Annotated in this window: 18 protein-coding genes and 1 pseudogene; 11 read left to right on the forward strand and 8 right to left on the reverse strand. The window is 53.3% G+C overall.

What is annotated here, in order from left to right:
- Positions 1-15 precede the first annotated feature (15 nt).
- The 8 genes from AC5JPW_RS21350 to AC5JPW_RS21385 all read left to right on the forward strand — a co-directional run bounded on the left by AC5JPW_RS21350 (position 16) and on the right by AC5JPW_RS21385 (position 12,833).
- The gene (locus AC5JPW_RS21350) at positions 16-3,084 is read left to right on the forward strand and encodes a virulence factor SrfB (protein WP_494243080.1); all 3,069 of its coding nucleotides are present in this window, start codon (positions 16-18) and stop codon (positions 3,082-3,084) included.
- Entirely contained in the window at positions 3,084-5,777 is a 2,694-nt protein-coding gene (locus AC5JPW_RS21355; protein ID WP_494243081.1) for a putative virulence factor, read from the forward strand. The genes AC5JPW_RS21350 and AC5JPW_RS21355 overlap by 1 nt, the downstream gene beginning before the upstream one ends.
- Positions 5,771-6,844 carry a hypothetical protein gene (locus AC5JPW_RS21360; protein ID WP_494243082.1) on the forward strand — a complete coding sequence of 358 codons (1,074 nt, stop codon included), beginning with the start codon at positions 5,771-5,773 and terminating at the stop codon, positions 6,842-6,844. The genes AC5JPW_RS21355 and AC5JPW_RS21360 overlap by 7 nt, the downstream gene beginning before the upstream one ends.
- Positions 6,841-8,802, forward strand: coding sequence for a vWA domain-containing protein (locus AC5JPW_RS21365; RefSeq protein ID WP_494243083.1), 1,962 nt, complete (start codon positions 6,841-6,843; stop codon positions 8,800-8,802). The genes AC5JPW_RS21360 and AC5JPW_RS21365 overlap by 4 nt, the downstream gene beginning before the upstream one ends.
- Entirely contained in the window at positions 8,802-9,533 is a 732-nt protein-coding gene (locus AC5JPW_RS21370; protein ID WP_494243084.1) for an ABC transporter ATP-binding protein, read from the forward strand. The genes AC5JPW_RS21365 and AC5JPW_RS21370 overlap by 1 nt, the downstream gene beginning before the upstream one ends.
- On the forward strand, positions 9,523-10,737 hold the full coding sequence (locus AC5JPW_RS21375; RefSeq protein ID WP_494243085.1) for an ABC transporter permease: 1,215 nt from the start codon (positions 9,523-9,525) through the stop codon (positions 10,735-10,737). Before AC5JPW_RS21370 ends, AC5JPW_RS21375 begins: the two co-directional genes overlap by 11 nt.
- Positions 10,738-10,784: 47 nt before the next feature.
- Entirely contained in the window at positions 10,785-12,353 is a 1,569-nt protein-coding gene (locus AC5JPW_RS21380; RefSeq protein ID WP_494243086.1) for a formylglycine-generating enzyme family protein, read from the forward strand.
- A 123-nt stretch (positions 12,354-12,476) separates the two neighbouring features.
- Complete coding sequence (locus AC5JPW_RS21385) at positions 12,477-12,833, forward strand: IrmA family protein (RefSeq protein ID WP_494243087.1); 357 nt, start codon at positions 12,477-12,479, stop codon at positions 12,831-12,833.
- Positions 12,834-12,874: 41 nt separating this feature from the next.
- On the opposite strand, the gene AC5JPW_RS21390 is transcribed toward AC5JPW_RS21385, so the two are convergent.
- The 3 genes from AC5JPW_RS21390 to AC5JPW_RS21400 all read right to left on the reverse strand — a co-directional run bounded on the left by AC5JPW_RS21390 (position 12,875) and on the right by AC5JPW_RS21400 (position 16,673).
- Positions 12,875-14,218 (reverse strand): enolase C-terminal domain-like protein, encoded by a 1,344-nt coding sequence (locus AC5JPW_RS21390; RefSeq protein ID WP_494243088.1) that lies wholly within the window; start codon positions 14,216-14,218, stop codon positions 12,875-12,877.
- 32 nt (positions 14,219-14,250) lie between these two features.
- Positions 14,251-15,201: a 2-hydroxyacid dehydrogenase gene (locus AC5JPW_RS21395; RefSeq protein ID WP_494243089.1), complete on the reverse strand. Its 951-nt coding sequence runs from the start codon at positions 15,199-15,201 to the stop codon at positions 14,251-14,253.
- 95 nt (positions 15,202-15,296) lie between these two features.
- Entirely contained in the window at positions 15,297-16,673 is a 1,377-nt protein-coding gene (locus tag AC5JPW_RS21400; protein WP_494243090.1) for an MFS transporter, read from the reverse strand.
- A 308-nt stretch (positions 16,674-16,981) separates the two neighbouring features.
- Between AC5JPW_RS21400 and AC5JPW_RS21405 the strand changes: the two genes are divergently transcribed.
- From AC5JPW_RS21405 to AC5JPW_RS21415, 3 genes and pseudogenes are all read left to right on the forward strand, one after another.
- A complete protein-coding gene (locus AC5JPW_RS21405) occupies positions 16,982-17,863 on the forward strand; it encodes a LysR family transcriptional regulator (protein WP_494243091.1) in 882 nt (293 codons plus the stop codon).
- A gap of 379 nt (positions 17,864-18,242) precedes the next feature.
- Complete coding sequence (locus AC5JPW_RS21410) at positions 18,243-19,319, forward strand: alpha/beta fold hydrolase (RefSeq protein ID WP_494243092.1); 1,077 nt, start codon at positions 18,243-18,245, stop codon at positions 19,317-19,319.
- 106 nt (positions 19,320-19,425) lie between these two features.
- Positions 19,426-21,001, forward strand: a pseudogene (locus AC5JPW_RS21415) (methyl-accepting chemotaxis protein).
- A gap of 92 nt (positions 21,002-21,093) precedes the next feature.
- Here the strand turns inward: AC5JPW_RS21415 and AC5JPW_RS21420 are convergent.
- The 5 genes from AC5JPW_RS21420 to AC5JPW_RS21440 are packed head-to-tail and all read right to left on the reverse strand — an operon-like array spanning position 21,094 to position 26,383.
- Positions 21,094-22,608, reverse strand: a complete 1,515-nt coding sequence (locus AC5JPW_RS21420; protein WP_494243093.1) for an ABC transporter substrate-binding protein — start codon at positions 22,606-22,608, stop codon at positions 21,094-21,096.
- The gene (locus AC5JPW_RS21425; protein WP_494243094.1) at positions 22,589-23,626 is read right to left on the reverse strand and encodes an ABC transporter ATP-binding protein; all 1,038 of its coding nucleotides are present in this window, start codon (positions 23,624-23,626) and stop codon (positions 22,589-22,591) included. Before AC5JPW_RS21425 ends, AC5JPW_RS21420 begins: the two co-directional genes overlap by 20 nt.
- Entirely contained in the window at positions 23,623-24,606 is a 984-nt protein-coding gene (locus AC5JPW_RS21430; RefSeq protein ID WP_494243095.1) for an ABC transporter ATP-binding protein, read from the reverse strand. The genes AC5JPW_RS21425 and AC5JPW_RS21430 overlap by 4 nt, the downstream gene beginning before the upstream one ends.
- Positions 24,603-25,448 (reverse strand): ABC transporter permease, encoded by an 846-nt coding sequence (locus tag AC5JPW_RS21435; RefSeq protein ID WP_494243096.1) that lies wholly within the window; start codon positions 25,446-25,448, stop codon positions 24,603-24,605. Before AC5JPW_RS21435 ends, AC5JPW_RS21430 begins: the two co-directional genes overlap by 4 nt.
- Positions 25,445-26,383: an ABC transporter permease gene (locus AC5JPW_RS21440; RefSeq protein ID WP_494243097.1), complete on the reverse strand. Its 939-nt coding sequence runs from the start codon at positions 26,381-26,383 to the stop codon at positions 25,445-25,447. Before AC5JPW_RS21440 ends, AC5JPW_RS21435 begins: the two co-directional genes overlap by 4 nt.
- Positions 26,384-26,480: the final 97 nt, after the last annotated feature.

Raw genomic sequence — 26,480 nt, forward strand, 5'->3', positions numbered from 1 at the left:
GGGACGAATTACATTATGTTGCCTGAGATTATTTCTTTCGATCGTCAAATCACTCTGGTCGGCGACTCCGGGATCCAGTTTATGGATTTTGGTTTAACGCTTAAACGTCAGCCTGCGGGTGAATTTGTCAAACTCGCGAACGGCGTACTCACTCGTCTGATTTACAACGAGCAACGCGATTACTTCTTCTACCAGCCGACGCCTGACAATATTGAGAAGGCCAAAAGCCAGTACGATATTTCTGTCGAACAGAGCCTGAAACTGTTGGATAAAGTCTGGCTGCCTCTTCCCCTGTTTCGTTTTAGCCCGCCAAATATTTACCAAGAGGGGCCGCTTAACTGGGCACGTTTTCGTTTAGTGAAGCTTGATGAGCCGGATTTAGATGGTCATACCCACCGCATGACGCTGGCCATCGATACCCGAATTATGGCGAAACAGCAGGCCGCAGCCGATCTCAGCCCGAACCAGGAAGATGTGAATTCGGGGGCGACATTTGCCGTGGCGACCGCCACCTACGCACTTAACTGGTATCTGACCCAAGACTGGGTGAAAGACTGGCTTTTTGAAGTCTATACCGACGCAAGCAAAGGACGGGATATTGACGAACGTGAGGAGGAGCTCATCCAGCAATATCCGTTAGCCCATTACCTTAATCTCCTGTCATTAATGGCCCTTCCGGTTGAAGGCCTGCAAACGCAGACAGAGCCTGCGATTGAACTGCCGCAATTTAGAATGATTGCTAACCGTGAAATCAATGCCATCAAACCCATAGCGGTAGATTTGATTCTTGATGTGGGTAACTCCCGCACCTGCGGCATCCTGATTGAAGACCACGGTCAGTCAGGTTCAGGACTCTCGCACAATTATGTGCTCAAACTGCGTGACCTTAGCTCACCTGAACACGTCTATACTGAGCCCTTCCAAAGCCAGGTCGAATTCTCTCAAGCCTTTTTTGGTAAAGATCATTGCTCAGTACGTAGCGGGCGCCATGACGCTTTCCAGTGGCCAACTATCGCCCGCATCGGCGGAGAAGCCAGCCGTTTGGCGGCCCGTCGTCGTGGCAGTGAAGGATCGACAGGGCTATCCAGCCCTAAGCGTTACCTGTGGGATGAGAAGTTTTATGGTCAGGGCTGGCGTTTTAACGGCAGCTATGTGCAGGACACTAATCCCCTCGCCACTGCCGCCCCTTTTGCCAACTTAATCGACGAGAAAGGCGAAGCGCTGCACACCATTGAAGACGAAATGGATCGTATCCCCGTCTTTACGCCGCGCTATTCCCGCAGTTCACTGATGACCTTTATGTTGTCGGAAGTGTTGACCCAGGCAATCAGCCAGATTAACAGCCCGGAGCAGCGAATTCGCGAGGGTCACGCGGGAATTCCCCGCCAGCTTCGCCACATTATTCTTACCGTTCCGCCAGGTCTGCCCATGGCCGAGCGCTGCATCCTCGATGACAGAATGCGTCAGGCCGTAGGCTTAGTGTGGAAATCTCTGCGCTGGCATACAGGCGAGAATAATCCTTATGATGATGAGCTTGAGTCACACACTCAGAGCAACATCAAGATCCCACTGCCGAAGATTCGGGTGGAGTGGGACGAAGCCTCCTGTGCCCAACTGGTATATCTCTATACCGAGATCAATCAGAACTTCGCTGGTCATCCGGAGGTGTTCTTCAATAATCTGGCGCGACCGGATCGTAAAGATCGCGAAGCCATTACGGTTGCCTCGATCGACATTGGCGGCGGCACCACCGACCTCGTGATCACCGACTATCGACTGGATCGCAACGGCGTCACCAGCGGCGGGGCTAACGTTCACATCATTCCCCACCAGCGTTTTCGTGACAGCTTTAAAATTGCCGGTGATGACATTCTGCTGGATATCATTCAGTCCTATGTGCTTCCAGCCTTCGAGCAGGCGCTGCACCAGGCGGGCGTTCGCACCATCGACACCTTGATGTCTCAGTTGTGTGGTGCTCAAAACATCAGCGCAGCCGAAGCGGTATTACGCCAACAGCTAAGCCTGCAGGTGTTTGTTCCACTGGCACTGCATATTCTGAGTCGTTATGAGCAATTTGATCCACTGGATGAACAGACTCATCTGCTGATTAACCAGCGTGTCAGTGAGTTACTGCCTGCGGGAAGCCTGCGGGAAGAGGTGGAAGGCTTCGTACGCCGGGAAGTTCTCAAGGCGGGTGGACCGCAAGACTTCAAACTGGGTGACATCGTGCTCAATCTTGCGCTTGCCAGAATGCACAGCGATCTGTGCTCAGGCAAGTTCAACATTGATAAAGTCCTCACGGCTCTGTGCGAAGTCGTCTCTTGCTACAACTGCGATCTGTTACTGCTAACCGGGCGTCCGTCACAGCTGCCGGGGATTCAGGCTACTGTTCGGCGTAATCTGCCGTTACCTCCTGGCCGCGTTTTAGCCCTGCACGGCTACCAGACCGGCACGTGGTATCCCTTCCACAAAAACGGCAAAATCGACGATCCGAAGAGCACTGCATCTGTAGGCGCAATGTTGACGCAACTGTGTGCCAACCATAGCATCCCGAACTTCCATTTCCGCACCTCGGCGCTGAAGCCCTATTCGACCATCCGTCATATCGGCATCATCGACATGGATAACCTGATCCACGATGCCGACGTCGTCTATCGCCATATCGAATCGCAAAATGGTCAGATTACCTTGCCCGTTATCACCAGCCCTGAGGGCGAACCCACGACGCAGAGCATCGTCATGCGCGGCGATCTGCGCTTAGGCTATCGCCAGTTGGATGCTGAGCGCTGGTCTGCTGCTCCACTGTATACCCTGCGATTTAGCGAAGAAGGCCGTAGAAAGTTCTCAGCAGCCGCTTCAACTGACAGCGGATCACCTTATCTCAACGTCAGACTCATGATTGATAAAGGAAAAGATGCTCGCCGGTTAGGTCTTATCAGCGATCGTCTGATTATCGCCGACGTGAGCAGTAACACCGATAAATCGTTCAGCAAAAGAGATGTAGAGCTGGAGCTCAATACCATGCCTGATACCGGGCTCATTGACAGCCGACACTGGCTCGATAGCGGGAGTGTTAAAAAATAATGAACAACGAACAAATTAGCCTTCAACAAGGTTGGGCAGCTATTGCTCAGGGCTGTCAGGATGCACTCGGTTGGGTCGATACGGTGCGGACTCGTTCGCGCCGCCTGGATAACGAAGCGGATAAACTTAACCTTAGCTTACTGCGTACCCGTAATCTGGCTAACAGCCTGACTCGCGTATCCACCACCCCCATGACGGTAGGTTTCTTCGGCATCTCACAGGCGGGCAAATCCTATCTTATTTCAGCATTAGCAGCGGGTAGCAATGGTGAACTGGAAGCGCAGTATGGCGGTCGGAAAGTAGATTTTATTAAAGAGGTGAACCCAGTAGGCGGTGGTAAAGAAGCAACGGGTCTGGTGACCCGCTTTACAAAGGAGGCGCCGAATACCCCACCGGGTTTCCCGGTCCCCCTGCGCCTGTTCAGTGAAATTGATCTGGCAAAAATCCTCGCTAATACCTGGTTTAATGACTTTAACCACGAACAGCTTACCTGGCAGTTGGATGAGAACCGCATCGAAGAGCGCCTGCGCCCTTACTTGCAGCGTTCAGGCCAGCAAACAGCGAACACAGGTGTCAGCAGCGAAGATGTCGTGGCGCTATGGGATTACCTTAATGCGTCCTTTAAGAAGTCGGTGGAAAAGCTGGAGCATGCTTACTGGCCGCAGGTGTTGAAAATTGCCCCCACGCTTAGCCCCAATGAACGTGCGGACCTCTTCTCCCTGCTTTGGGGAGAGTTACCCGAGCTGACTGAAACCTACCGTTCGCTCGCCAATGTGCTTGCAAGGCTGAACCACGCTGAGATGGTGTTTGCTCCCCTGGACACACTTATCGATCACAGCCGTGGCAGCATCATGAACGTTGACAGCCTCAACAGTCTTGGCTCTGGCCAGAGTCACACTGTCGAAATACGCTTCTGGAAAGATAATCAGCAGACAGGCAACGCCAGCTTGTCACAAGCCGAACTGGCGGCACTGACGTCGGAACTGATTTTCCCACTGGCAGACGTTACCGACCAAAGCGTTACCAGGCAGGTCGATTTGCTCGACTTCCCCGGCTATCGCGGACGTCTTAAGCTCACCGCTCTGAAAGATGCCGATCCGGTTAATCCGGTCTCACAATTACTGCTTCGCGGCAAGGTCGCCTATCTTTTCGAACGCTATACCGATAACCAGGAGATGAATGCCCTGGTGGTCTGCGCCAGTTCGTTTAAACAAAGTGACGTGGCAGATGTTGGCCCGGTGTTAACCCGCTGGGTGGATAAAACACAGGGCAAAAACGCAGACGAGCGTGGGGCGACTAAACCCGGCTTATTCTGGGCCATCACCATGTGTGATATGCGTATCACTGACAGTCTGAAGAAGACAGAGAGCCAACTCAAAGAGGCCTGTGAAGGCATGTTGCATATCACCCTACTGGAACGTTTTGCCCAGTATGAGTGGCTAAAAGAATGGTCGCCCCGGCAGCCCTTTAACAACTGTTTCCTGGTACGTAAACCGGGAATAGATAACCCGTTCCTGGAGCTTGAAAACATCCCTGACCAGGAAAGCTTAAAAGAAGTCGCTATCGCTGACCGTTACCGTGACGTACTCGTCACCATGGGTACTGTCTTTGCCAGTAGGGAGAAAGTGAATCGCCACGTAGCCGACCCCAAAGCGGCGTGGGATGCCATGTTGACGCTGAATGATGGTGGTATGTACCGCCTCACTGAAGCACTGCGCGGCGTCGCTAATCTCAAGTTCAAGCTGGACCGTTTGCAAACGCAGCTGCTGCATAGCCGTCAGGAGACAGGCGATAAACAGCTGGGGCGCTGGTATGAACAGGACGGCGACGGCCAGTATGCGAAGAAGCAAGCCATTGCCAAAGACCTATGGGAGGGTTTGTCATTCTGCTCGCAAAGCATAGGGGAAATGATGAGTCGCCTGGATCTGCCCCCCAAAGAGCTGCATAACATCTACCTGAGTATTCGCGATCAGGATTATGAACCCCAGGCCACGGGAGAACCGCGTGCGCCGGTGGCATTTGCCTCTAATCCGTTTGGCGGCAACCCCTTTGCTGATAATCCTTTCGCCAGTGCATCCACGAACGATCAACCTGCCGTAGTCAATTCAGTCCCTGCTCAGGAGCGGGTAGGCCGTGACGATGCGTTTGCCAGTCAGGCCTTTAAAGCCTGGGTTTCGCATCTGCGCGATGTACAAATGCAAACCACAAGCTGGCAGCAACTGGGTATGAGTAGCGAAATGATCAACCTGCTTTGTGAGGAACTGATCACTGCGGCCACCCGTCTGGACCTGGAGGGCAAACTGAAACAGGCGCTGTCAGGGCAGGAGCAGGCAGGCACGCTGCGTAGCCAGTTAACGGCTCGCCAGGTTTTACGTGCACAGTTGACTATCCGCGATTTCATCGCCTGGTTTGGTTACCTTTCATTGCCAGAGGACAAGATCCCGAATAGCTATGTGGGCGAGAAAAAGAAAGTCTTTACCCGGCAGGCCCCGCTTGGCCAAGACGAGCTTCCGCAATTACCCTCGCTCGCACCGCAGCCGGGTGTTGCCTATATGGGTGACTGGTTATCAGCGCTAATGACGCTCATTCTGGACAACGCCGGCCACAGCGCCTCTCGCGATATCTCCATTGAGTTTAACCAGCAACTGGGCCGTATCATCGGCCAATTGAAACAAGAGAATCTGTCATGCTAGCTAAAATTTTCGCCTGCCAACCGGCGGTGCCAGGTACTGCGCAATTAATGGTCCGCCTGCGTGGCGAACAGACTGTTCTCGCTAATTTGACCTTTAGTCTTTGCAACAATGAGCAAAACTATCTGCAACCTGACAACAGCTGGAGCCCGGCACCTCATTGGTTCACCATTGATGGTGGCTATCCGTTAAACACGGGTAGTGGTTTCCGTATTGGCCCAACCCTTCTGGATCCACTGCTGGCAAACGCAAGCCAGGTGCAAATTCAGGTCAAATTGGCATCGGGAGAAACCCGCAGCACAACACTGCAACTGGTGCGCGACGAACTGTTTTCTTCCGATGCACGTGGTCAGACAGGTAATTACAGCAGCAGTAGCGTACTGTCTGCGCCGATCACAGAACCTGTTTCTGTACCTGTAGAAGCCCCCGAGAAGGAACCCACACTGCCACCGGTTGCCCCCCTTCCGGAACCAGAGATGCGTACACCAAAGCGCAATACATCTCTGGTGCCGATCATTGTAGGCATCGTGATTGCGCTGCTGATTATAGCCGGAGCGTTGTGGTGGTTTATGGGACGAGATTCCTCTGCGGCAGCGCCTGCCACCGTTGATAAGCAACCTGAGATTGCGACACCCACCACGCCTGCTGCGCCAGAAGCCCCTGCGGCCCCTGCCGCTCCTGCAGCACCAGCCACTCCGGTCGCAGCTGAAGCTAAGCCGAATGCCAGTGCATGTTCCATCGACAATCTGAACAGCCAGAGCGAGCTTGATTTTGTCCAAAATTGTGTGCAGCAAAAGCTCGACAGTACGGCTTTACTGACCATCATTCAGGCGGCCAAAGACGCGAAGAAATGTGGTGTCGCACAGCGCCTGTATGCCAACCGCGCCCAGGGAGGTGATACCCAGGTCGCACTTGCTTACGCCGGGGAATACGATCCGAAAGACCATAAGCCAAGCGAGTGCTTCAAAACGTCAGACCCGGATACTGCGGCTTACTGGTACGACACTGTGCTACAAACTGAGCCGGATAACCAAAAGGCGAAGCAGCGCCTTGAGGAGTTGGGCAAATGATGAAGAGGCATTTTCTTACGCTGGCGCTCCCATTATTCGGACTGCTTCTGGGTAGTCATGCACTTGCAGCCGAAGGGGATAAACCCCTGTTGCAGGAAGGCAAAAAAACATTATATCAAAGGGTGCTGACCACACCAGGCTGCAAATTGGGTACCACAGCGGGTGATGATAAAGGCGTGCTTCAGCCCGCCTTTAGCAGTCTGTATGTGTATCAAAAAGCCGAGGCTAACGGGAAAAACTGGATCCAGGTAGGGCCAGACAGCTACGGCAAAACCATTGGCTGGCTGCCTCAGTCGTGCACCGTCGACTGGAAAATGCAGCTTACGTTGGCCTTTACCAACCCCGCGAACCGCGACCGTTTGATGTTTTTCAAAGAGAGAAAAAGCCTGGACGATATTCTCTCGGCTCCCGACCCGGTCTCGTTGGTGGCACCGCTTCGCGCGCACCTGAAACGTGATGGTAATGCTGAGGGCGTTCTGGCGCAGGAACCGGAATACTTTGTGGATCTGCAAAAGCAGTTTTATTTGTTGCCGATTTTAAGCGGCGAAGAGGTCATGACGGAAAACGGATTCTACACACGCTTACTGAACGTTGCCTCAGTCAGCAAAGCAGATCCTGAAGTAAAACAGGCAGCCGATGTTAACCAGCTAAAAGGCTTTAATGCCACGGTTGTGTTCGTGATCGACTCAACCATTTCGATGGGCCCATACATCGAACGCACCAAAGAAGCGGTCAATAAGATTTACGACAAGATTAAACAAGAGCATCTGCAGGAACAGGTTAAATTTGGTCTGGTTTCATTCCGATCAAATACTAAAGCGGTGCCGGGACTGGAGTACACCACGAAGATCTACGCCGACCCCAATCAGGTGAAAGATGGTGACGATTTTCTGAAGAAAGTCGCAGGACTAAAAGAAGCCAAAGTGTCCAGTTCACTTTACGATGAAGATGCCTATGCAGGCGTCATGTCTGCCATCGACAACGTTGACTGGAGCCCCTTCGGCGCACGCTACATGGTACTAATCACCGATGCGGGAGCAATTGAAGGGAGCAACAAATTGTCAGGAACCGGCATGGATGCCAAACAGCTGAGACTGGAAGCAGGCAACCGCGGTATTGCTATTTATACCCTGCACCTCAAGACCCCTTCCGGTAAAGATGACCATGCAAAAGCCGAAAGCCAGTATCGGGATCTCTCTACCTTCGACAGCACCCAGTCAAACCTGTACCAGGCGGTAGATGCCGGTGACCTGAAAACCTTTGGTAAGCAAGTTGATGCACTGGCAACAGCTATCACTGAGCAGGTCAAGTCTGCGTATATGGGTGACCCGGCCATCGGTAGCGCGCTCTACTCTAAAGAGGAGGGTAAAAAAGCTACCCCAGAGGAGAAGTTGCTCGAGGATACCGCGCTTATTGGTCATGCTATGCAGCTCGCCTACCTGGGTAAGAAAAACGACACTCAGGCGCCTCTGGTCTTCAGGGCCTGGATCAGTGACCGCGATCTGATTAAGCAGAATATCCCGACCACTGATGTGCGTGTCCTGCTCACCAAAGGGCAGTTAAGCGATTTGAGCGATGTCGTCAGCCAAATCCTGCAAGCCGCAAACGAAGGAATGATATCCCCCGATAAAATGTTTGAGCGGCTGCGTACCGTCGCTGCCACCATGGGCGCGGACCCTAACCAACTTAAACAGAAAGAAAATAGCAAGATCAACGAGCTGGGCGTATTGGGCGAATACCTTGCTGATTTGCCTTACCGTAGCGACGTCCTGAATCTCGATGAAGAGACATGGAAAAGCTGGGATGGTTTGTCGCAAGAGAAATTCATCCGCACCCTGTCAGCCAAACTTCGCCACTACCAGAAATATAATGCTGATGTGGACCGCTGGGTGGAACTTGCCAAAGGCAGCGATCCCCGTGAGCGCGTGTATCCTGTTCCGCTGGAAATGATGCCCTGATGCTACACATTGAGGAGTTGTGTGTTATTCGTGGCGAGGGAACCCAGGCGCATCATGTCTATCTGCCGCAGTTAACGCTGCGGCCAGGTCAGGTGGTGGCGGTGACCGGCGAAAGTGGATGCGGGAAAAGTACGCTGCTCGAAGCCATTGGCCTGTTGTTGCGCCCCAGTAAGATCAGCCGTTTTGAGTTAAGTGACAATGAGAAACCACAGGACGTTGCCACACTGCTCAACACTAATCACCAGGCAGGACTGGCAGATATTCGCGCACGCCATCTGGGTTTTGTGCTGCAAAACGGTGGGTTGCTGCCTTTTCTCACCGTGCGCGACAATATCCAGCTGCCGAGTCAGTTACTCGGGATCCCCCCCGATAAAGCCATGCTCGACAGGGTCATTGATACGCTCAAACTGGGCCCGCTGTTGGCCAAATATCCTGCACAACTGTCGTTTGGTGAAAGACAGAGAACCGCGTTTGCGCGTGCGGTCGTGCATCGCCCCAGACTGGTGCTGGCCGATGAACCCACCGCGGCGCTGGATCCCTACAATGCCCAGCAGCTCTTCAGCCTCTTCATTGACCTGGTTCACCAGGAGCAGATGATGGCGCTGGTTGTCTGCCACGATTGGCCACTGGTGCAACGCTTCGACTTACCCTGTTTAGTGGCCCGCCTTGACTCTGATTTGGAGCAATCCTCTGACGCACAAGTCCAAAGGGGAACCCATTTTGTCTTTTAATCGAACGCTTTTGCTGGGACGACTGGCCCTGCAAGATTTATGGCATGACCGCATTATCTCTTTTTGTATTGCATCATCCCTGGTCGCAGTTATCGCCCCGCTGTTGCTTCTGTTTGGCTTGCGTTTTGGGATTGTCAGCCAGTTACAAGAGGATCTGACTCGTGACCCCCGCAATCTTGAAATCCGCATGCTCAGCAGTGGCAGCTACGATCAAAACTGGATAGAGAACTTACGTCAGCGCCCCGATGTGGGCTTTGCCATCGGGCAGACGCGTTCACTGAATACCCTTGCTGATTTGCAGGCTGACAGTACTCATTTTATCGAAAATGCCGAAGTGATTCCGACGGCTGCCGGCGATCCGCTACTCGGAACGCTTCGCATTGACCACGAGAACGAGATCGTTTTGACACAAGAGGCTGCGCGCAAACTCGCGGTTAACGTCGGTGATACGCTCACCTTGCGCGTCAGCCGTCAGCTCGAAGAGCGCCGGGAATGGGGGCGTAAGTCGCTGACCGTCGTGGGCATATTACCGTCGACCTATTTCAACCGCGCTGCCCTGTTCACCCAACCGGCGCTACTGCTGATGCTGGAGCGTTTTCGTGACGGCTACGCCGTGAACGATCTTGGTATCGGCAGCGGGAGCCAGATTAACGACAAACCGCCCCTTTATGCCCGCGCGCGCCTGTATGCCAAAGATATCAATCAGGTTGCCAGCCTTGAACGTGACCTGCGCGCGCAACGCATAGAAACCACCAGTCGCCTGGCTGATATTGAAAACGTAAAGAGCATCAACAGGGTGCTGGGGGTGATTTTCAATATCATTGCTGCAACGGCCCTGGTGGGCTGCATCGCCTCCCTGATCGGCTCGTTTATTGCCAATGTCGATCGCAAGCGTAAACACATTGCCGTTTTGCGCCTGCTCGGCTTTACCGGTCCGGCCGTCGGGCTGTATGTCATCTTGCAAGGTTGCCTGCTCAGCCTGCTGGCCTATATCGGTGGATATGGCATCTATTTGGTTGCCAGCCAGATATTTAACCAGGCGCTGGCGGGAAGCCAGGCGACCGATCAGATGCTGTGCAAAATAACCCTGGAGCATAGTCTCCTGGCAATGTTGATGACGGTTGTCGTGGCACTGTTGGTCGCCACCATTGGTGCCTGGCGCGCTATAAAAATTGAGCCTGCGCAGAGTCTGCGCGAGGTGTGAGGTATTGACCTCACTTTTAATCAACTGATGATTTGCGGAGATTGTTCGTGACTTTAACTCTTTCTTCACTGCGGTACGGGTTAGTGCTCGGCCTGCTCGCCAATATGTCCTCCGCGCTGGCGGAGCCCTGGGCTGAGAATACCTGGAATCCCAAGCCGGATGCTGAAGACATCGTTCTACCCATGCCCTGCGAAGGATCGATGGCGTTTCGCCGTGTTGAGATCCCCGTGTCGGGGCCTCTTGATGATCTCCCCATTACGCTTGGGCAAGATGGCGGAGACTGGGGCGTTGTCGAACATAGTTATCCGACCTTTATTGCCGGTAGCTTTGGTGAAACGAAAAAGAGCAAAGGCCGTTATTACCTGGTCGCTAAATATGAGCTAACCAGTTTGCAATATAAGGCACTGATGGAAGGCACCTGCCCCACTCCATCGCGCATGCTCAGCATGCCTGCCACCGGAATGAGCTGGTTCGATGCCGTTTCGGCCACCGATAAATATAACCAGTGGCTACGCACGAATGCGCTGGATAAGCTTCCGCAAGAGGATGGCAAACCTGGATTTTTGCGACTGCCGACTGAAGTTGAATGGGAGTTCGCCGCGCGTGGAGGGCTGAAGGTCAACACGGCCGAGTTCCGGGATTTGCACTATCCCATGGATGATATGAAAAACTATGAGTGGTTTTCTGGCGCGCAATCCTCCAACGGGAAAGTACAGTTGATTGGACGACTTAATCCCAATCCTCTGGGCTTGTATGACATGCTGGGCAACGTTTCGGAGATGATGTTCACGCCTTTTTATCTCAACAAGTTAAACCGCCTGCATGGCCAGGCCGGTGGCTTTGTCGTGCGCGGTGGGAGCTTCCAGTCCCCTCCTGCCGATATTCGTAGCGCGGCCCGTAAAGAAGTGAATTACTACGACAATGCTACTCCGGCAACCAGTAAAGCGACGGGGCTGCGTCTGGTGCTGGTCGCCCCGGCAATTACCTCAACTGATAAAGTAAAACAGCTCGAAAAAAGCTGGGAGACGCTGGGTGCCGGAAATCAAAACGGCGAGAAGAATAAAGACGAAGCCAAAGACACGGTTAAAGCGTTGGGTAGTCTTGCATCGGGTGTCGACGATGCGGCGCTAAAACAGAAGCTGAAGGATCTCGAAAACCAGCTTCGGGCGAGTAATCAGAAGCAGCAGGAAGAGCGTGCACAGTCGATTCGCGCCAGCCTGAATTTAGGCTCGTTCTTATGCACGAAGCTCCAGGATGATGGCCTTTTCCTCGATTTTCTGAATCACAACTACGAACTTCTGTGCAAAGACAAAGACGCCAGCGATGCCAATTGTGCTAATCGCAAAACCAAATTGGGCGAGCAGTCGGACAGGCTTCAACAGTTGACGGGTTACTACGCCAGTAGCCTGGTTGACTCGGCAACGTTATATGGCAAGGACGGTCTTAAACAGGAAGTGTCGGTGTTCGAACAAATGCTGACGATCAACAAACGGCTGACGGGCCTGAAGCCCTTCCTCGCTGCACACTGGCAGAATCAGCAGAAGTATTTAGAAAACGGCAAGATTGATACTGCTGGCTGGCTGGAAAGTTGCAAGAAGACCACGGGAGGTCATTAGACCTCTCCTTCTTTACACCCAATAAAAAGACATGTGATGAAACGGACAGTAAGCATTTTATTAACAGGTGTGCTTCTGAGCTCAGGCTGGATTTCGGCTGTTGCAGCAGAAGAGCATCGATATATGAGCATTCGTAATACCGACAGCATGTGGATTCAGGGGGTCTGCTCACTCGTATTCAGGCTGGACAATGGAGGGGCCGGAGAGTTCGGTCATCTCTCCGTCACCCTGCAACTCACCGATAAAATGGGCGAAGCGCTGGGCAAAGGAACATTGGATGTTCCGGCATTTGGCGACAGTGATGCCACCCGCTCCGTTGATGCCGCGACGGAGTTCGACTGCGAAGCCGTTGAGAAAGCCAACACCATCACCCTCATTCAGCTCACCGAAAAGCAGAGGGATAATACGCTGGTCACATTGCCGTTATCGACCTTTGATCCGCAATATTACACGCCGCTAAAAATCAACGTTAGCCCCTAATCTGTCGGCCTTAGGGGCTGGTTCGAGTCTAATTTGGATAGTTAACCTCGTCCAAATACCGGACGCTTACGATCAAATTTCCAGCCCGGGATTAGGTACTGCATCGGACCGGCGTCGTTACGCGCACCGCCCGGCAGCCGTTTGTAGGCCTCGTGGGCTTTCTCTATCTGCGCCCAGTCAATCTCCACACCCAGACCCGGTGCATCCGGCACCGCTATCTGACCACCCTTAATTTCCAGCGGCTGTTTCGTCAGACGCGCATCCCCTTCCTGCCAAATCCAGTGCGTGTCAATCGCCGTCGGGTTACCCGGTGCCGCCGCGCCCACATGGGTGAACATCGCCAGTGAGATGTCAAAGTGATTGTTGGAGTGGCAACCCCAGGTCAGACCCCAGTCGTCGCACAGTTGCGCCACACGCACCGCACCCGACAGCGTCCAGAAATGCGGGTCCGCCAGCGGGATGTCCACCGCGTTGAGCATCACCGAGTGGCCCATTTCACGCCAGTTGGTGGCAATCATGTTGGTGGCCACCGGCAGACCGGTCGCCCGACGGAACTCCGCCATCACCTCACGCCCGGAGAACCCCTGCTCTGCCCCGCACGGGTCTTCCGCGTAGGTCAGCACGTCCTGCAGCCCTTTGCAGAGTTCGATGGCTTCATCCAGCAGCCACGCCCCGTTCGGGTCCACCGTGATACGCGCATCCGGGAAGCGTTTTTTCAGCGCACGGGCGGTCTCGATTTCCTTCTCACCCGGCAGCACCCCGCCCTTGAGCTTGAAGTCTTTGAAACCGTAGCGGTCCTGAGACGCTTCCGCCAGGCGCACCACCGCGTCGCTGTTCATAGCTTCCTGATGACGCAGGCGATACCAGTCGTGCTGGCCATCGGTTTTGTCGAGATACGGCAGGTCGGTTTTCGTGCGGTCGCCGATGTAGAACAGGTAACCCAGCACGGTCACCGCATCGCGCTGTTTTCCCGGCCCGAGCAGTTCGCACACCGGCACGTTCAGGGCTTTGCCGAGCAGGTCCAGCAGGGCGGCTTCCAGCGCCGCCACCGCGTTGACGCGCAGTTCAAAGGTCCAGGCACCCTTGCCGAAGTTATCGAAATCGTGCGCCTGATTGCCTTTGTGCACCCGCTGAACCACTTTGTTCAGACGGGCCACTTCCTGCCCCAGCACCATCGGGATGGCGTCCACCAGGGTCTGGTAAATCACTTCGCCACCGGGGGCTTCGCCAACGCCGGTTTTACCGGCGTTGTCCGTGAGCACCACGATATTACGGGTGAAATACGCGTTATGCGCGCCGCCAATATTCATCAACATGCTGTCATGACCGGCAACCGGGATGACCTTCATATCGGTAATAACAGGACTACTTTGTGTGTTTGTCATTTTTGCATCCAACTTCATTACTGAGATCGTTATTATTTGCGTTTGACGGGTGTAAAGACCTGGCCATTCCCGAAGTAGCTTTTAATATTGGCTGCGGCAAGGTTCGCCATTTCCGCCCGGGTTTCATGAGTATTACTGGCCAGGTGAGGCGTCAGGAAAACATTATCGTATTCGAATAATTCCAGTGGGACGTTGGGTTCATCTTCAAAAACATCCAGCCCGGCCCCGAGAATTGTTTTATTGGCTAATGCAGAAATTAACGCATCAGGATCAACAATCGTCCCTCTTGCCACATTCACCAGAATGCCATCCGGCCCAAGCGCGTTAAGAACATCGCTGTTCACAATATGGTGAGTTTGCCTACCGCCAGGTAACGTCAGAACCAGAAAATCCACCGATTCAGCTAACGCCGTTAAGGTATCGAATTGTTTAAAACGATCGTGCTTCGTGAAGGGATCATAATAGTGAATCTCCATGTCAAAGGCCTGAGCGCGTTTTGCCACTTCCTGGCCCACCAGCCCTAAACCGGCGATGCCGCAAACTTTGCCATGCAGGCGGGACGAAGACGGGAATGGCTCTTTCAGCCACTGGCCTTCACGGACATAACGATCGGCCACGTGATAACGGCGAGAAACGTTCAGCATGTGACCAAGAGCTGTGTCGGCGACACAACCGCTCAAAACACCCGGCGTGTGAGTCACAATCACGCCCTGCTCATGTGCGGCTGCAACATCCGTTGCATCCAGCCCCACACCGAAAATCGACACGATTTCTAACGCAGGGAGCGATTTCAGCATGGCAGCGTCAATCCCCAGGTGAGAGCGTGTAACAACCCCTCGGATTTTGGCAGAAACGCGTTTGTGCAGCGCCTCTTTATCCTCTGACAACCACCAGTTATGAATGGTGAACGCGTCTTCTAATTCATTTAAAAGACCTGGTGGAAGTGGTGCTATAACCATTACATCTATTTTTTGTGTACCCATTAACTTCACCTCAATGTTTTCAGACAAGCCATCTCGTTTATTCGTGATAAACGAGATGGCAAAAGCGTTATCAGGCTTTGGTAATCGTTGGCTATTTATGACTGACGTGCCGTCGCCAGCGTATTTTGTTTTGCGTCATGGCCTTCACCGACGCGGACAATTGGCCCCATCACAAACCAGAAGCAAAGTGCAGCAACGATGCAGTGCGCAGCGACAAAGACCAGACCTGTTCCATAGCTATTGGTCATCGCAACGATGTAACCGAAAATAATAGGCGTCACAATCCCGGCAATATTCCCGATACCGTTAAAGACGGCACCCGCAAGCCCCACTGCTTCGCGTGGAGCAGTGTCACTGATAATGGCCCAGGTGCCGGCTCCTGCCGCAACGCCTTTGCCGTAAAAGGCTAAAGACATCAGTGCAATCACCACGAAATTACTGTCGGTTATTGCAGCGAAGACCAGGGTGGAAGCCAGCAGCATGCCGACGATATACGGCGTTTTACGCGCCCAGGAAACCGTCCAGCCAATACGAATTAAGTAATCAGAAATAATTCCGCCTGAAATTCCCCCGGCGAAACCAAATATTGCGGGCGCTATAGTTGCAAAGCCCGCGTGCAAAATATCCATGCCACGTGCTTGTACTAAATAAATGGGGAACCAGGTGATGAAGAAATAACTTAACGCGATAATGCAATACTGCCCGATATAGGCGCACCACAACATGCGGTTACCTAATAACTTCTTCATGGTATTCCATGATACCGGGGGTTTTTCTTTACGCTCCTGAACACTGTCAATATCGATTAACGCGCCACCCTCAACAATATAATCAAGCTCTTTCTTAGAGACCATGGGGTGATGACGTGGCTCATGCATGAATTTGGTCCATGCAAAGAAGGAAATAATCCCCACAATGCCCAGCACGAAGAAGGGCCACGGCCAACCATACTCAGAGACTAACCAGGCTGAAAGAGGTGAAAAAATCCCTACCGCAAAATATTGCGCAGAGGCAAACAGCGATGATGCCCGGCCGCGTTCGGATTTAGGGAACCACATCACCGCAACCCTGGCATTCGCCGGGAAACTTGGTGCTTCAATCAGTCCCAGAACAAAACGCAAGCTAAACATAATAAAGATGACGCCTGCCACATCTGACTCAAACGCACCGACGAATCCCATCGCAAGCGTTGAGAGTGACCAGATAACCAGGGTAACCCCGTAGACTTTTTTGGTCCCGAAGCGATCGAGAAATAACCCGCCGGGTATCTGGCCTATAACATAAGCCCAGCTAAATGCTGAAAGAATAAATCCCAGTTGTACGGTTGATAAATTGAATTCATCCTTAATAGCCGAACCGGCAATAGAAAGTATTGAACGGTCGGCGTAGGCTACCGTAGACAAAAGCAGGATCATTAATAAAATCCATATTCTTATCCGGGAACCTTTTTCATTGGTGTTCTGTGATAACATGGCCTTAAGCTCCAAAATTTACTTAATATCAACACTCCCCTTACAATTAAAGCGCAATAATCCACATTAATAAGTAAAAGAAGAATCTCATAAAAAATGGTCGGAAAATCCTATGCCACTGCTACAGTGGTATAGAATCTGGAAATAGTCACCATGGTTTCGGCTATAGCCATTGTTAATAAATTGCGTGGAATAAGAACACTCCACATTATTAAATTATTCTTTTTTCCAAACTGATATTTATGATGGACATTTCGTGGATGCATGTACAATACTGATGTGACATACATTGATTCATAAATTAAATCATGGACTATCATCAGTTACGTTGCTTTATCACACTGGCGGAAGAGCTTCATTTCGGACGCGGTGCAGCCCGGCTTAACATGACGCAGCCTACGTTTAGCCGTCAGATTCAGCTGCTTGAGAAAGCGCTGGGCGGGGCGCTGTTTGAGCGTGACAACCGTCATGTAAAGCTCACCAGCATGGGCGAACATCTGCTGAAGGGGGCAAGGCAAATACTCCGCCAGACAGAGCAGCTTTCGATGTCTGCTCAATCCTATGTCAAAGGTGAAGATGGCACGTTATCCATTGGTTTTACGGCCGTTTTCTCCTGGGCGTTTATTCCTGAACTGCTCAAAAACCTGGCTATCTCCTCCCCCGGACTCAAGGTGCAGCTCACGGAAAATGTCTCGCACAAGCAAATAGAAGCCATCGAGAACCAGTCAATTGATGTGGGTTTCGTGCGCAACGTCCCATTAAATCCGCGTCTTGATTATATACCGTTGAGAAGCGAGACCATGGTAGGTGCTTTCCATAGCAGCCATCCGCTCGCGAAGAAAAGGAAGATACCGCTGAGTGCGTTTGAGAAGGAGCCATTTTTACAGTATGACCCCGTGGAAGGACGTTACTTTTTTGAACGTATTGCTGACCTTTTTGCCTTTAACAATATACAGCCGGACTACATCCACCAGTTGGGGCAAACACATATTATTCTGGGGTTAGTCAACGCAGGTCTTGGGTGTGCCATTGTGCCCGCATCCGCTAAGACCCTGGGTTTCAAAAATGTCACCTTTATGACGCTTGAGGATGCCAATATACAAGCCAACAATTTTCTGGTGTATTCAAAAACCAACAATAACCCCGCACTGTCGGTATTTTTAAGCGCAATTCGCAACTGGGATTTATAATTACAAATAATATTAAATTCATTAATTTTTCATTTAATTGACTCACACAGTGTCAACGAAATTCGCAGAGCAAGCAAAATGCTTTAGGCTCACGCTTGTCGTCTGTTTACCCGCTCGTCCCCTCCCCCTTTAACGTTAAAAGCACCCTGTTAGAATTCTCACAATAAAAGGAAATTATCGCTCATGAAAGGGCGAGTGATGAGGGTTCAAGCCGCGTATTAGCATAAGTAAAACTGGATTATAAACGTATCGCTAAAACACAAAGAAAAAGTGCATCGTCCTTTATTGCACCTGATGTTATTGATTTTTATTTGGGTTTTTACGAAATAAAACTAACATCGCAGTTCGATAACCTGCACATAACTTAAGAGTTACTTCTATGTTCATTCGTATGGTATCAGGCATGGCATGTGCCATTCTGTTAACTTTGTCACCTTTAGCACAGGCTGAAACGACATTCCCAACCCCCACCGAGGCTGACTGGACGGCTAAAACGTTCACGTTTAACAGCGGTGAAAAACTCGATGACCTGCGCATTCACTACTACACCATTGGTGATAAAAGTAAACCGGCAGTCTTATTGCTGCACGGCACAAACCAACCAGTTAAAGCCTTATTAGCACAGGGTTTTGGCGGTGAATTGTTCGGGCCGGGTCAGGCGCTCGACAGCAGTAAATACTTTATTATTATCCCTGAAAGTATCGGTTCCGGAAAATCATCAAAACCGTCTGATGGTTTGCGCATGGCATTCCCGCGCTACGATTATGACGATATGGTGACAGCACAATATCGTTTACTCAAAGAAGGGTTAGGTATTTCTCATCTACGCCTGGTGATGGGTTATTCGATGGGCGGCATGCAAACCTGGTTATGGGGCGAAAAATATCCGTCAATGATGGATGCATTAGTACCAATGGCGTCCCAGCCTAATGAGCTGTCCGGGCGTAACTGGATGCTGCGTCGCATGCTTATTGAGTCAATCAAAAATGATCCGGCCTGGGCTGAAGGGAATTACAAGCAGCAACCTCCGGCGCTGAAAACAGCCAATATTATGTTCAGCATTGCCACCACCGGCGGCACGCTGGCTTACCAGCATAAAGCCCCGACTCGTGCCGAGGCCGATAAACTGGTCGATGGACGTCTCGCCGCGCCGGTCACCGCGGATGCTAACGACTTCATTTATATCTGGAGTTCGTCTGCAAATTATAACGCGCAACCTGCACTGAACCGGATTACCGCGCCGATGCTGATTATTAACTCAGCAGATGACGAACGTAATCCCGTTGAAACCGGCATTCTTGCAGGTGAATTAAAACAGATTAAACAGGCTGAGTTGTTCCTGATCCCGGCAAGCGCCGAGACCAGCGGCCACGGCACCACAATGTCGGCCAAATTCTACGGCGAAAAACTGAAATCATTTTTAGCCAGTACTAACCAAAAGCACGATAAACATTAATGACATCGCAAACAGGAAGCCATTCAGATGGCTTCCTGTTTTTTCATGACGCTATTTACAACACCGCTCTCCATTTCACGATGATATCGGCAAAAGGGAATACTCCATGTTTCGTAAAATAAAGATCCGCACTGCACTCAGCATAATGATTTTCTCGTTAACGGCCTTACTCCTGTTTGTCGGTATTTTGGGATTGTTTGCCCTACAGTCAGGGAATAAATCCTTTGCCCGTGTGGATACGGAAGTACTGCCAGGCCTGGTTGCCCTGAATGAGAGTTCGGAACTGTTGCTGCGTGGCCGCCTTGATTTGCGTTTGTATGAATCATTGATGGGAAATGGTGAGACAGACAAAGCCCGCGTTGCGCTGGATCGCGCCAGAGGTAAAATCGATAGCGCCAGTGCGAAATGGGAGGATTACCTGAAATATCCCCAGTCCGCTGAAGAGCAGGTCATTGCCGCAGAAATGGCCACCAGTCGTGAAACGCTGATGAAAGAGTTTATCGGCCCGGCATTTGTCGCTCTGGAAGCGGGCAAACTGGACGAATACCGTCAGTTTGCCGGTAAATCGACGGCACTGTATGGCGCATTTGATAAAGCCTCGAAAGCTCTCGTGGCCTACAAACTGAAAAGTATTGATGTCGCCTACGACGACTCGAACAACCGCGTCAGCCGTATGCAGTTCGTGCTCTACTTCTCGATTGCCTGTGCGCTGGTTCTGGCGGGACTGGCCTGGTCCGTCATGACCAATCTGATTGTTAAGCCGCTGAACAATGTGATTTCGGTCTTTGACCGTATTGCCGAGGGTGACCTGCGTGCACGCATTGATGTGACCGGTAAGAATGAAATTGCCAAGCTGTTTGCCGCTGTACAGCGTATGCGCGACGGGCTGGAAAACATGGTGCTGGGTGTGCGTAGCGGGACGGATGCTATCGGCACCGGTGTCGAGCAGATTGCTTCCGGGAACATCGATCTCTCCAGCCGTACCGAACAGCAAGCCGCCTCGCTCGATGAGACAGCCTCCAGCATGGAGCAGATCATGGCGACCGTTAAAAACAATGAAGAAAACACGCAAAAAGCCAACGAACTGTCGTTGAAAGCATCGGGTTCCGCTTCCCGTGGCGCTAACGTGGTGTCCGAAGTCGTTTCTACAATGGACGTCCATTGAGAAGAGCTCGGCCAAAATTGGTGACATCGTCAGCGTGATTGACGGTATCGCCTTCCAGACCAACCTGCTGGCGCTCAACGCTGCCGTGGAAGCTGCACGAGCCGGTGAAGCAGGTCGCGGATTTGCCGTTGTGGCCTCAGAAGTTCGCACTCTGGCCCAGCGAAGCGCCACGGCAGCAAAAGAGATCGGCACCATGATCAACGACTCTCTGGGCCGCATTGAGAAGGGTTCCCGTCTGGTTAAAGAAGCGGGGACGACCATGAATGAGGTGATGGTTGATGTAAAAGAAGTGGTTGAGATCATGAACGACGTGATGATGGCATCCGGCGAGCAGACACGTGGTATCACCCAAATTAATATCGCGATTCACCAGATGGACGGCGTGACTCAACAGAACGCCTCGCTGGTTGCAGAGGTCGCCACCGCCGCCAGTTCCTTGCAGGAACAGGTCGTGCATTTACAGCAGTCGGTTACCCGATTCCAGGTTGATAGCACCACAAAGCGGCACGCCATTTAAATAATGAACCGCAGGAACTGGCATGGGCGAATAGCTAATGTCTCAGGGTGCCGGGGATGAAACCGGCACCCGTTAAGACCACTGTATCAGGCTTATTTCTTCACCGTATCTTCGAGGAAGAAGCGGCCAAGTGGGTTCTGGTAGAAGCCTTCAATATTCTTCCGGGTGACATTGCGGTAAGGGCTGTAATAGAGATCAACCCAGTTCACATCGGCTTTAGCCATTTTTTGCAGCTCGATGTACATCTGTTCACGTTTTTTCGGGTCCATTTCCACGCGAGCGGCTGCCACCAGTGCTTTCACCGTGTCATTCTTATAACGCGTCATGTAGTTCATGTTCGAATCATGTCCCAGCACGAAGGTGGTTTTCTGATCCGGGTCGAGAATATCGTTGGTCCAGTACATCACGGAAATGTCGTATTCCCCCGCCACCAGCATGTCCCAGCTCTGGCTAGGGTCAACTTTTTGCAGGTTCACCTTCACCCCCGCTTTCGCCAGTTGCTGTTGCAGCAAAATAGCGATTTGCTCATCCACTTCATCTCCAGCGTTGACCACATAATTCAGCGTTAAATCGGACGCGCCAGCGGCTTTCAACATCTGTTTGGCTTTTTCCGGGTCGTAAGCGCGGCGCAGGTTATCATTGTAGTGATACACAGCACCTGCCGGGATATAGGAGTTCGCCACCTGTCCGTAGCCAAAGGTCACAGTCTTCACAATCGCGTCTTTATCGATAGCAAAGTCCAGCGCCTGGCGTACTTCCACTTTACCGAGCGCGCCGTGAGAGTGGTTGATAAGCAGATGATCTTCACGGGTTGACGGATCCAACTCCACCTTCAGGTTGCTATCTTTTTGCAGTGAGGCGATGCGTGAGAACGGCACCGTCAGCGCGGCATCCAGCTCACCGGCCTGCACTTTCAGCATGCGAGTGTTGTCATCGGGAATGGTCAGCCAGTCCACTTCGTCGAGGCTGACGTTCTTCGCCTGCCAGAAGTTCGGGTTCTTCACCAGAACGATTTTCTCGCCGCGCACCCACTCTTTCACGCTGAACGCACCCGAACCGACCGGTTTTTCAGCAAACGTCTCCGCCCCTTCTGACTTTAGCGCTTTTTCCGAGATAACCGACGCATTCGGCAAGGCCAGTTGTGACAGGAATGGCGCAGACGGCGATTTCAGCGTGACCACCAGCGTGCGCGCATCCGGCGCTTCGGCTTTGTCGATAATGCTATATGAATCGCGCCACAATGAACCTTCGTCGTCACGAATACGCAGCAGGCTGAACGCGGCATCGTTGGCGCTCACCGGCGTACCGTCGGAGAATTTGGTATCGCGAATTTTAAAGGTATAGACCTTACCATCCGGCGAAACGGTCCAACTTTCCGCCACGCCGGGCTCCAGTTTGGTGCCGGTTTTATCTACCCGCACAAGCGGATCAAAGACATTGGAAAATACCCAGTTGTCAGCGTTTTGCGCCGATTTTATCGGGTCGAACGTGGTGCTGTCTTCGCGACGGCCGATGGTTAAAACACCTGCCGCCTGCGCCATTTCGCTGACCACACTGAGTGCCAGAAAAACGCTGGCCGCCAAAAATTTAACATGCCTGTGCTTCATCAAAAGATCTCCGGGTCAAAGGAAAAACAGTCTCATCGCCTGTATGGGTCAACACACAGGAATATGCGTGATCGGCAATCTGCCGGGTTGGGGGTAACGCGCCAGTGCGACACTGCACCTGCGCATAGGGGCAGCGCGGATGAAAAGCGCAACCTTGTGGAATGGATAACGGGCTGGGTGGTTCGCCACCCAGCGGCTCTGCAGGCAGCGGTTTATCGGGATCGATTTCCGGGATCGCCGCCACCAGGGCTGCGGTATACGGATGCCGCGGCTGCGTGAACACCGCTTCGGAGGGGCCTTCTTCAACAATGCGCCCGAGGTACATCACCGCCACGCGATCGCACAGCCGGCGGACAATCGCCAGATCGTGTGCGATAAACAAAATCGCCAGCCCCATCTTTTCGCGCAGTTCCATCAGCAGGTTAACGATCTGCCCCTGAATGGAGACATCCAGCGCCGCCACACACTCGTCTGCGACAATCAACCGTGGTTCGATCGCCAGCGCACGCGCAATCCCGGCACGCTGACACTGCCCACCACTCAGTTGGCCGGGTCGGGCTTTTGCTTGCTCAGGGCGGAGACCGACCAGCGTCAGGAGTTCGGCCACCCGTGCATTCACCGCGCTACGCGGTACTTTCTGATGCACGCGCAGCACTTCCGCAATGCTGTAGCCAATGGTCTGGCGCGGATTAAGCGAGGCGTAAGGGTCCTGGAAAATCATCGCCGTTTGCAGCCGCAGCCGCGCCACGTCGCTCTTCAGCCCATGCGTAATGCGGTGCCCATCGAAGCGAACCTCGCCCGCTGTCACCCGCTCAAGCTGCAATAATGCCCGCCCCAGTGTGCTTTTACCGCTACCGGATTCACCCACAAGACCGAGGGTTTCCCCGGCGTGAATTTTTAGTGTGACGTCATTAACCGCATGCACCTTCCGTTTGGTGCCCAACAGGCCGCCAGAGACCGGGAAGGAAACGCTGACGTTGTCCGCCTCTAACAATGGCCAGTTTGCTGATGTCGTCATGCGCCCTCCCGCAAGCTAAGTGGTTGTAAGGCGTGATGGCAGGCCGCCGCATGCGCCAGCGTGTCGCGTCCCTGCCGCAACGCAGGCTGCTTCTGACAAGCCGCACTGGCATGCTGGCAACGGGGATGAAAACGGCAACCGGTCGGGAAATTATCCGCCACTGGCGGCTGGCCGCCGATAGTGACCAGACGCCCCTGACCGCCGTCACTGGCGGGCTGGCAGTCAATTAATCCTCGGGTGTAGGGATGCAGCGGCTGTGCGAGCACCTCGCGCTTACCGCCAACCTCACAAAGCCGTCCACCGTACATCACTGCGATGCGATCGCAGGTTTGTGCCACCACGCCGAGATCGTGGGTGATCATGATGACCGCCAGCCCCAGCTGCTGGCGTAAGTCACTGAGTAAACGCAGGATTTGCATCTGTACGGTGACATCCAGCGCCGTGGTAGGCTCATCAGCGATCAGTAGTGAGGGCTCAGGTGCCAGTGCCACGGCGATCATCGCGCGCTGGCGCATACCGCCAGAAAATTCATGCGGATAGTTGTGAATGCGGTTTTGCGGATCGGGAATGCCAACCTGACGCAGCAACTCTTTGGCATCTTCCCGCGCCTGCGCGCGGCTGGCCCCGAAATGACGGTGGCGACTTTCGGCAATCTGCTCACCAATGGTCATTACCGGGTTGAGATGGCTGGCCGGGTTCTGGAAAATCATCCCCATTTCGCGCCCCCGTACCGACGACATTTGCGCTTCGCTTAGCGACAGTAAATCGCGGTCACCCAACCGCACCTCACCGCCGGTAATGGCCAGCCCCTGACCCGGCAACAGGCGCATCAATGCCCGGCAGGTCACGGTTTTCCCGGAGCCGCTCTCACCCACCAGGCCGAGCATCTCTCCGGCATTCAACGTAAACGAAACCTTATCCACCAATGCGATATCCGGCTCGCGGGTAATCGTCAGTTCTGAGACGGTCAGCAGTGTCATACACGCGCTCCCAGTTTATCGCCGAGGCCATCGGCCAGCAGACTAAAGCCCATCGCCAGCAGCACAATCGCCAGCCCCGGAAAAGCGGTTATCCACCACGCGGTCGTGATAAAACTCTGTCCTTCCGCCACCATCACGCCCCACTCCGCCGTAGGTGGCTGCACGCCCAGGCCAAGGTAGCTGACCGCCGCGCCGTTCAGCAGCACCAGCACGCAGTCGGACATGGAGAACACCAGCGCACCGGTGATAGCGTTGGGTAACAGATGACGGAAAAGAATGCGCGCATGCCCGTAGCCGAGGCTGCGCGCCGCAACAATGAAATCCCGCTGTTTTAGCGTCAGCACCTGAGCTCGCACCAGCCGGGCATAAGAGACCCACCCGACCATCGCCATCGCAATGTAGAAACTGCCCAGCCCCGGCCCAAGGATGGCGATGATCGCCAGCATCAGTACCAGAAAGGGAAACGCCAGCACGATGTCGATCAACCGCATAATGGCTGCATCCACCGCACCGCCGAGATAACCGGACAGCGCGCCGAGCGTGGTCCCGAGCACAAACGGGAAGATAACCCCCAGAAAACAGATTTGCAGATCCACCCTTGCCCCCCACAGCACACGCGAGAAAATATCGCGGCCAAAGTTATCGGTACCGAACAGGTGGGCACCGCCGGGGGCAAGCAGGCTAGACGTTTGATCCTGCGCAATGGGATCAAAGGGGGCCAGCCACGGCGCAAACAGGGCGATAAACAGCCAAAGCCCGACAATCACAACCCCTGCACGCAGCGCATGCTGGCGAGGAATAACCCGGTGGCGTAAACCGGACATCGCGCTGAGTGCACTCATAATTTCACCCTCGGATCCAGTGCCACAGTCAGCACATCAGCCAGCAGATTGACGGCGACCGTCGCCAGTGCGAAGACCATGACCACGCCCTGCACCACCATGTAGTCACGGCTAAAAATCGCTTTCACCAGCAACTGACCCAGTCCAGGAATGGCGAACACGCTCTCAATCACCACTGTGCTCCCAATCAGCCAGCCAATATTTACCGCCAGCAGATTCAGCGTCGGCACCAGTGAATTGGGCAGCACATGACGCCAGAAGATACGGTTTTCACGCTGGCCCCGCGCTCTGGCCGCCACCACATAATCGCTGCTCATCTCCATAAGCAAACTGGCCCTCAGGTTGCGAATCAAGACCGCTGACAGCGCCAGTGCGACCGTCAGGCACGGCAGTACCATGTGGTGCAGTTGGTCGGCAAAACCGCTGCCGTAGCCGGAGACCGGGAACCAACCAAGTACAACACTAAAAATGATAATCATCATGATGCCGAGCCAGAACGCCGGAAAACCGAGCCCGGCCGTGGTGAACAGACGGATCAGTTGATCCACCGCCCGCCCCCGCTGCCGCGCCGCCAGTGAGGCCAAAGGAACAGTAAGGGCGACCGCCAATAACATGCTGCCCAGCACCAGCCATAATGTGGGTTCCAGTCGTGAGCCAATCAGCTTGAGGGTATCTACACGGTACACAATCGATTTGCCCAGCTCCCCCTGCAACAAGTTGCGCAGGAAGTAGCCGTACTGCACCCATAACGGTTCATCGAGGCCAAACTGCGCACGGATACGCGCCAGTGCCGCTGGCGTGCTGCGTACGCCAAGCAGAATGCGCGCCGGATCGCCGGGGATCGCCCGCACCATCGCAAAGGTGATGATGCTGATCCCCAGCAGTACAGGCAGCAGTTGCAATGGCCGAAATAACAGAAAACGGTAACGATGCATTCGCGAACTCCCATGGTGCATACGGTGCTGAAGGGTTAAAAAATCGCTCCGCCGTAGTGCAGCCCCGCGTCATAAATTTGCATCCGGAAGGACCTCC

This window comes from Phytobacter sp. (genome assembly GCF_059074235.1).

Coding starts and splice junctions, on each gene's coding strand:
- AC5JPW_RS21370 (WP_494243084.1), top strand. CDS start 8,802: ATGCTACACATTGAGGAGTTGTGTGTTATTCGTGGCGAGGGAACCCAG.
- AC5JPW_RS21410 (WP_494243092.1), top strand. CDS start 18,243: ATGTTCATTCGTATGGTATCAGGCATGGCATGTGCCATTCTGTTAACT.
- AC5JPW_RS21440 (WP_494243097.1), bottom strand. CDS start 26,383: ATGCATCGTTACCGTTTTCTGTTATTTCGGCCATTGCAACTGCTGCCT.
- AC5JPW_RS21390 (WP_494243088.1), bottom strand. CDS start 14,218: ATGACAAACACACAAAGTAGTCCTGTTATTACCGATATGAAGGTCATC.
- AC5JPW_RS21395 (WP_494243089.1), bottom strand. CDS start 15,201: ATGGGTACACAAAAAATAGATGTAATGGTTATAGCACCACTTCCACCA.
- AC5JPW_RS21405 (WP_494243091.1), top strand. CDS start 16,982: ATGGACTATCATCAGTTACGTTGCTTTATCACACTGGCGGAAGAGCTT.
- AC5JPW_RS21425 (WP_494243094.1), bottom strand. CDS start 23,626: ATGACGACATCAGCAAACTGGCCATTGTTAGAGGCGGACAACGTCAGC.
- AC5JPW_RS21385 (WP_494243087.1), top strand. CDS start 12,477: ATGAGCATTCGTAATACCGACAGCATGTGGATTCAGGGGGTCTGCTCA.
- AC5JPW_RS21350 (WP_494243080.1), top strand. CDS start 16: ATGTTGCCTGAGATTATTTCTTTCGATCGTCAAATCACTCTGGTCGGC.
- AC5JPW_RS21420 (WP_494243093.1), bottom strand. CDS start 22,608: ATGAAGCACAGGCATGTTAAATTTTTGGCGGCCAGCGTTTTTCTGGCA.
- AC5JPW_RS21435 (WP_494243096.1), bottom strand. CDS start 25,448: ATGAGTGCACTCAGCGCGATGTCCGGTTTACGCCACCGGGTTATTCCT.
- AC5JPW_RS21365 (WP_494243083.1), top strand. CDS start 6,841: ATGATGAAGAGGCATTTTCTTACGCTGGCGCTCCCATTATTCGGACTG.
- AC5JPW_RS21400 (WP_494243090.1), bottom strand. CDS start 16,673: ATGTTATCACAGAACACCAATGAAAAAGGTTCCCGGATAAGAATATGG.
- AC5JPW_RS21355 (WP_494243081.1), top strand. CDS start 3,084: ATGAACAACGAACAAATTAGCCTTCAACAAGGTTGGGCAGCTATTGCT.
- AC5JPW_RS21360 (WP_494243082.1), top strand. CDS start 5,771: ATGCTAGCTAAAATTTTCGCCTGCCAACCGGCGGTGCCAGGTACTGCG.
- AC5JPW_RS21430 (WP_494243095.1), bottom strand. CDS start 24,606: ATGACACTGCTGACCGTCTCAGAACTGACGATTACCCGCGAGCCGGAT.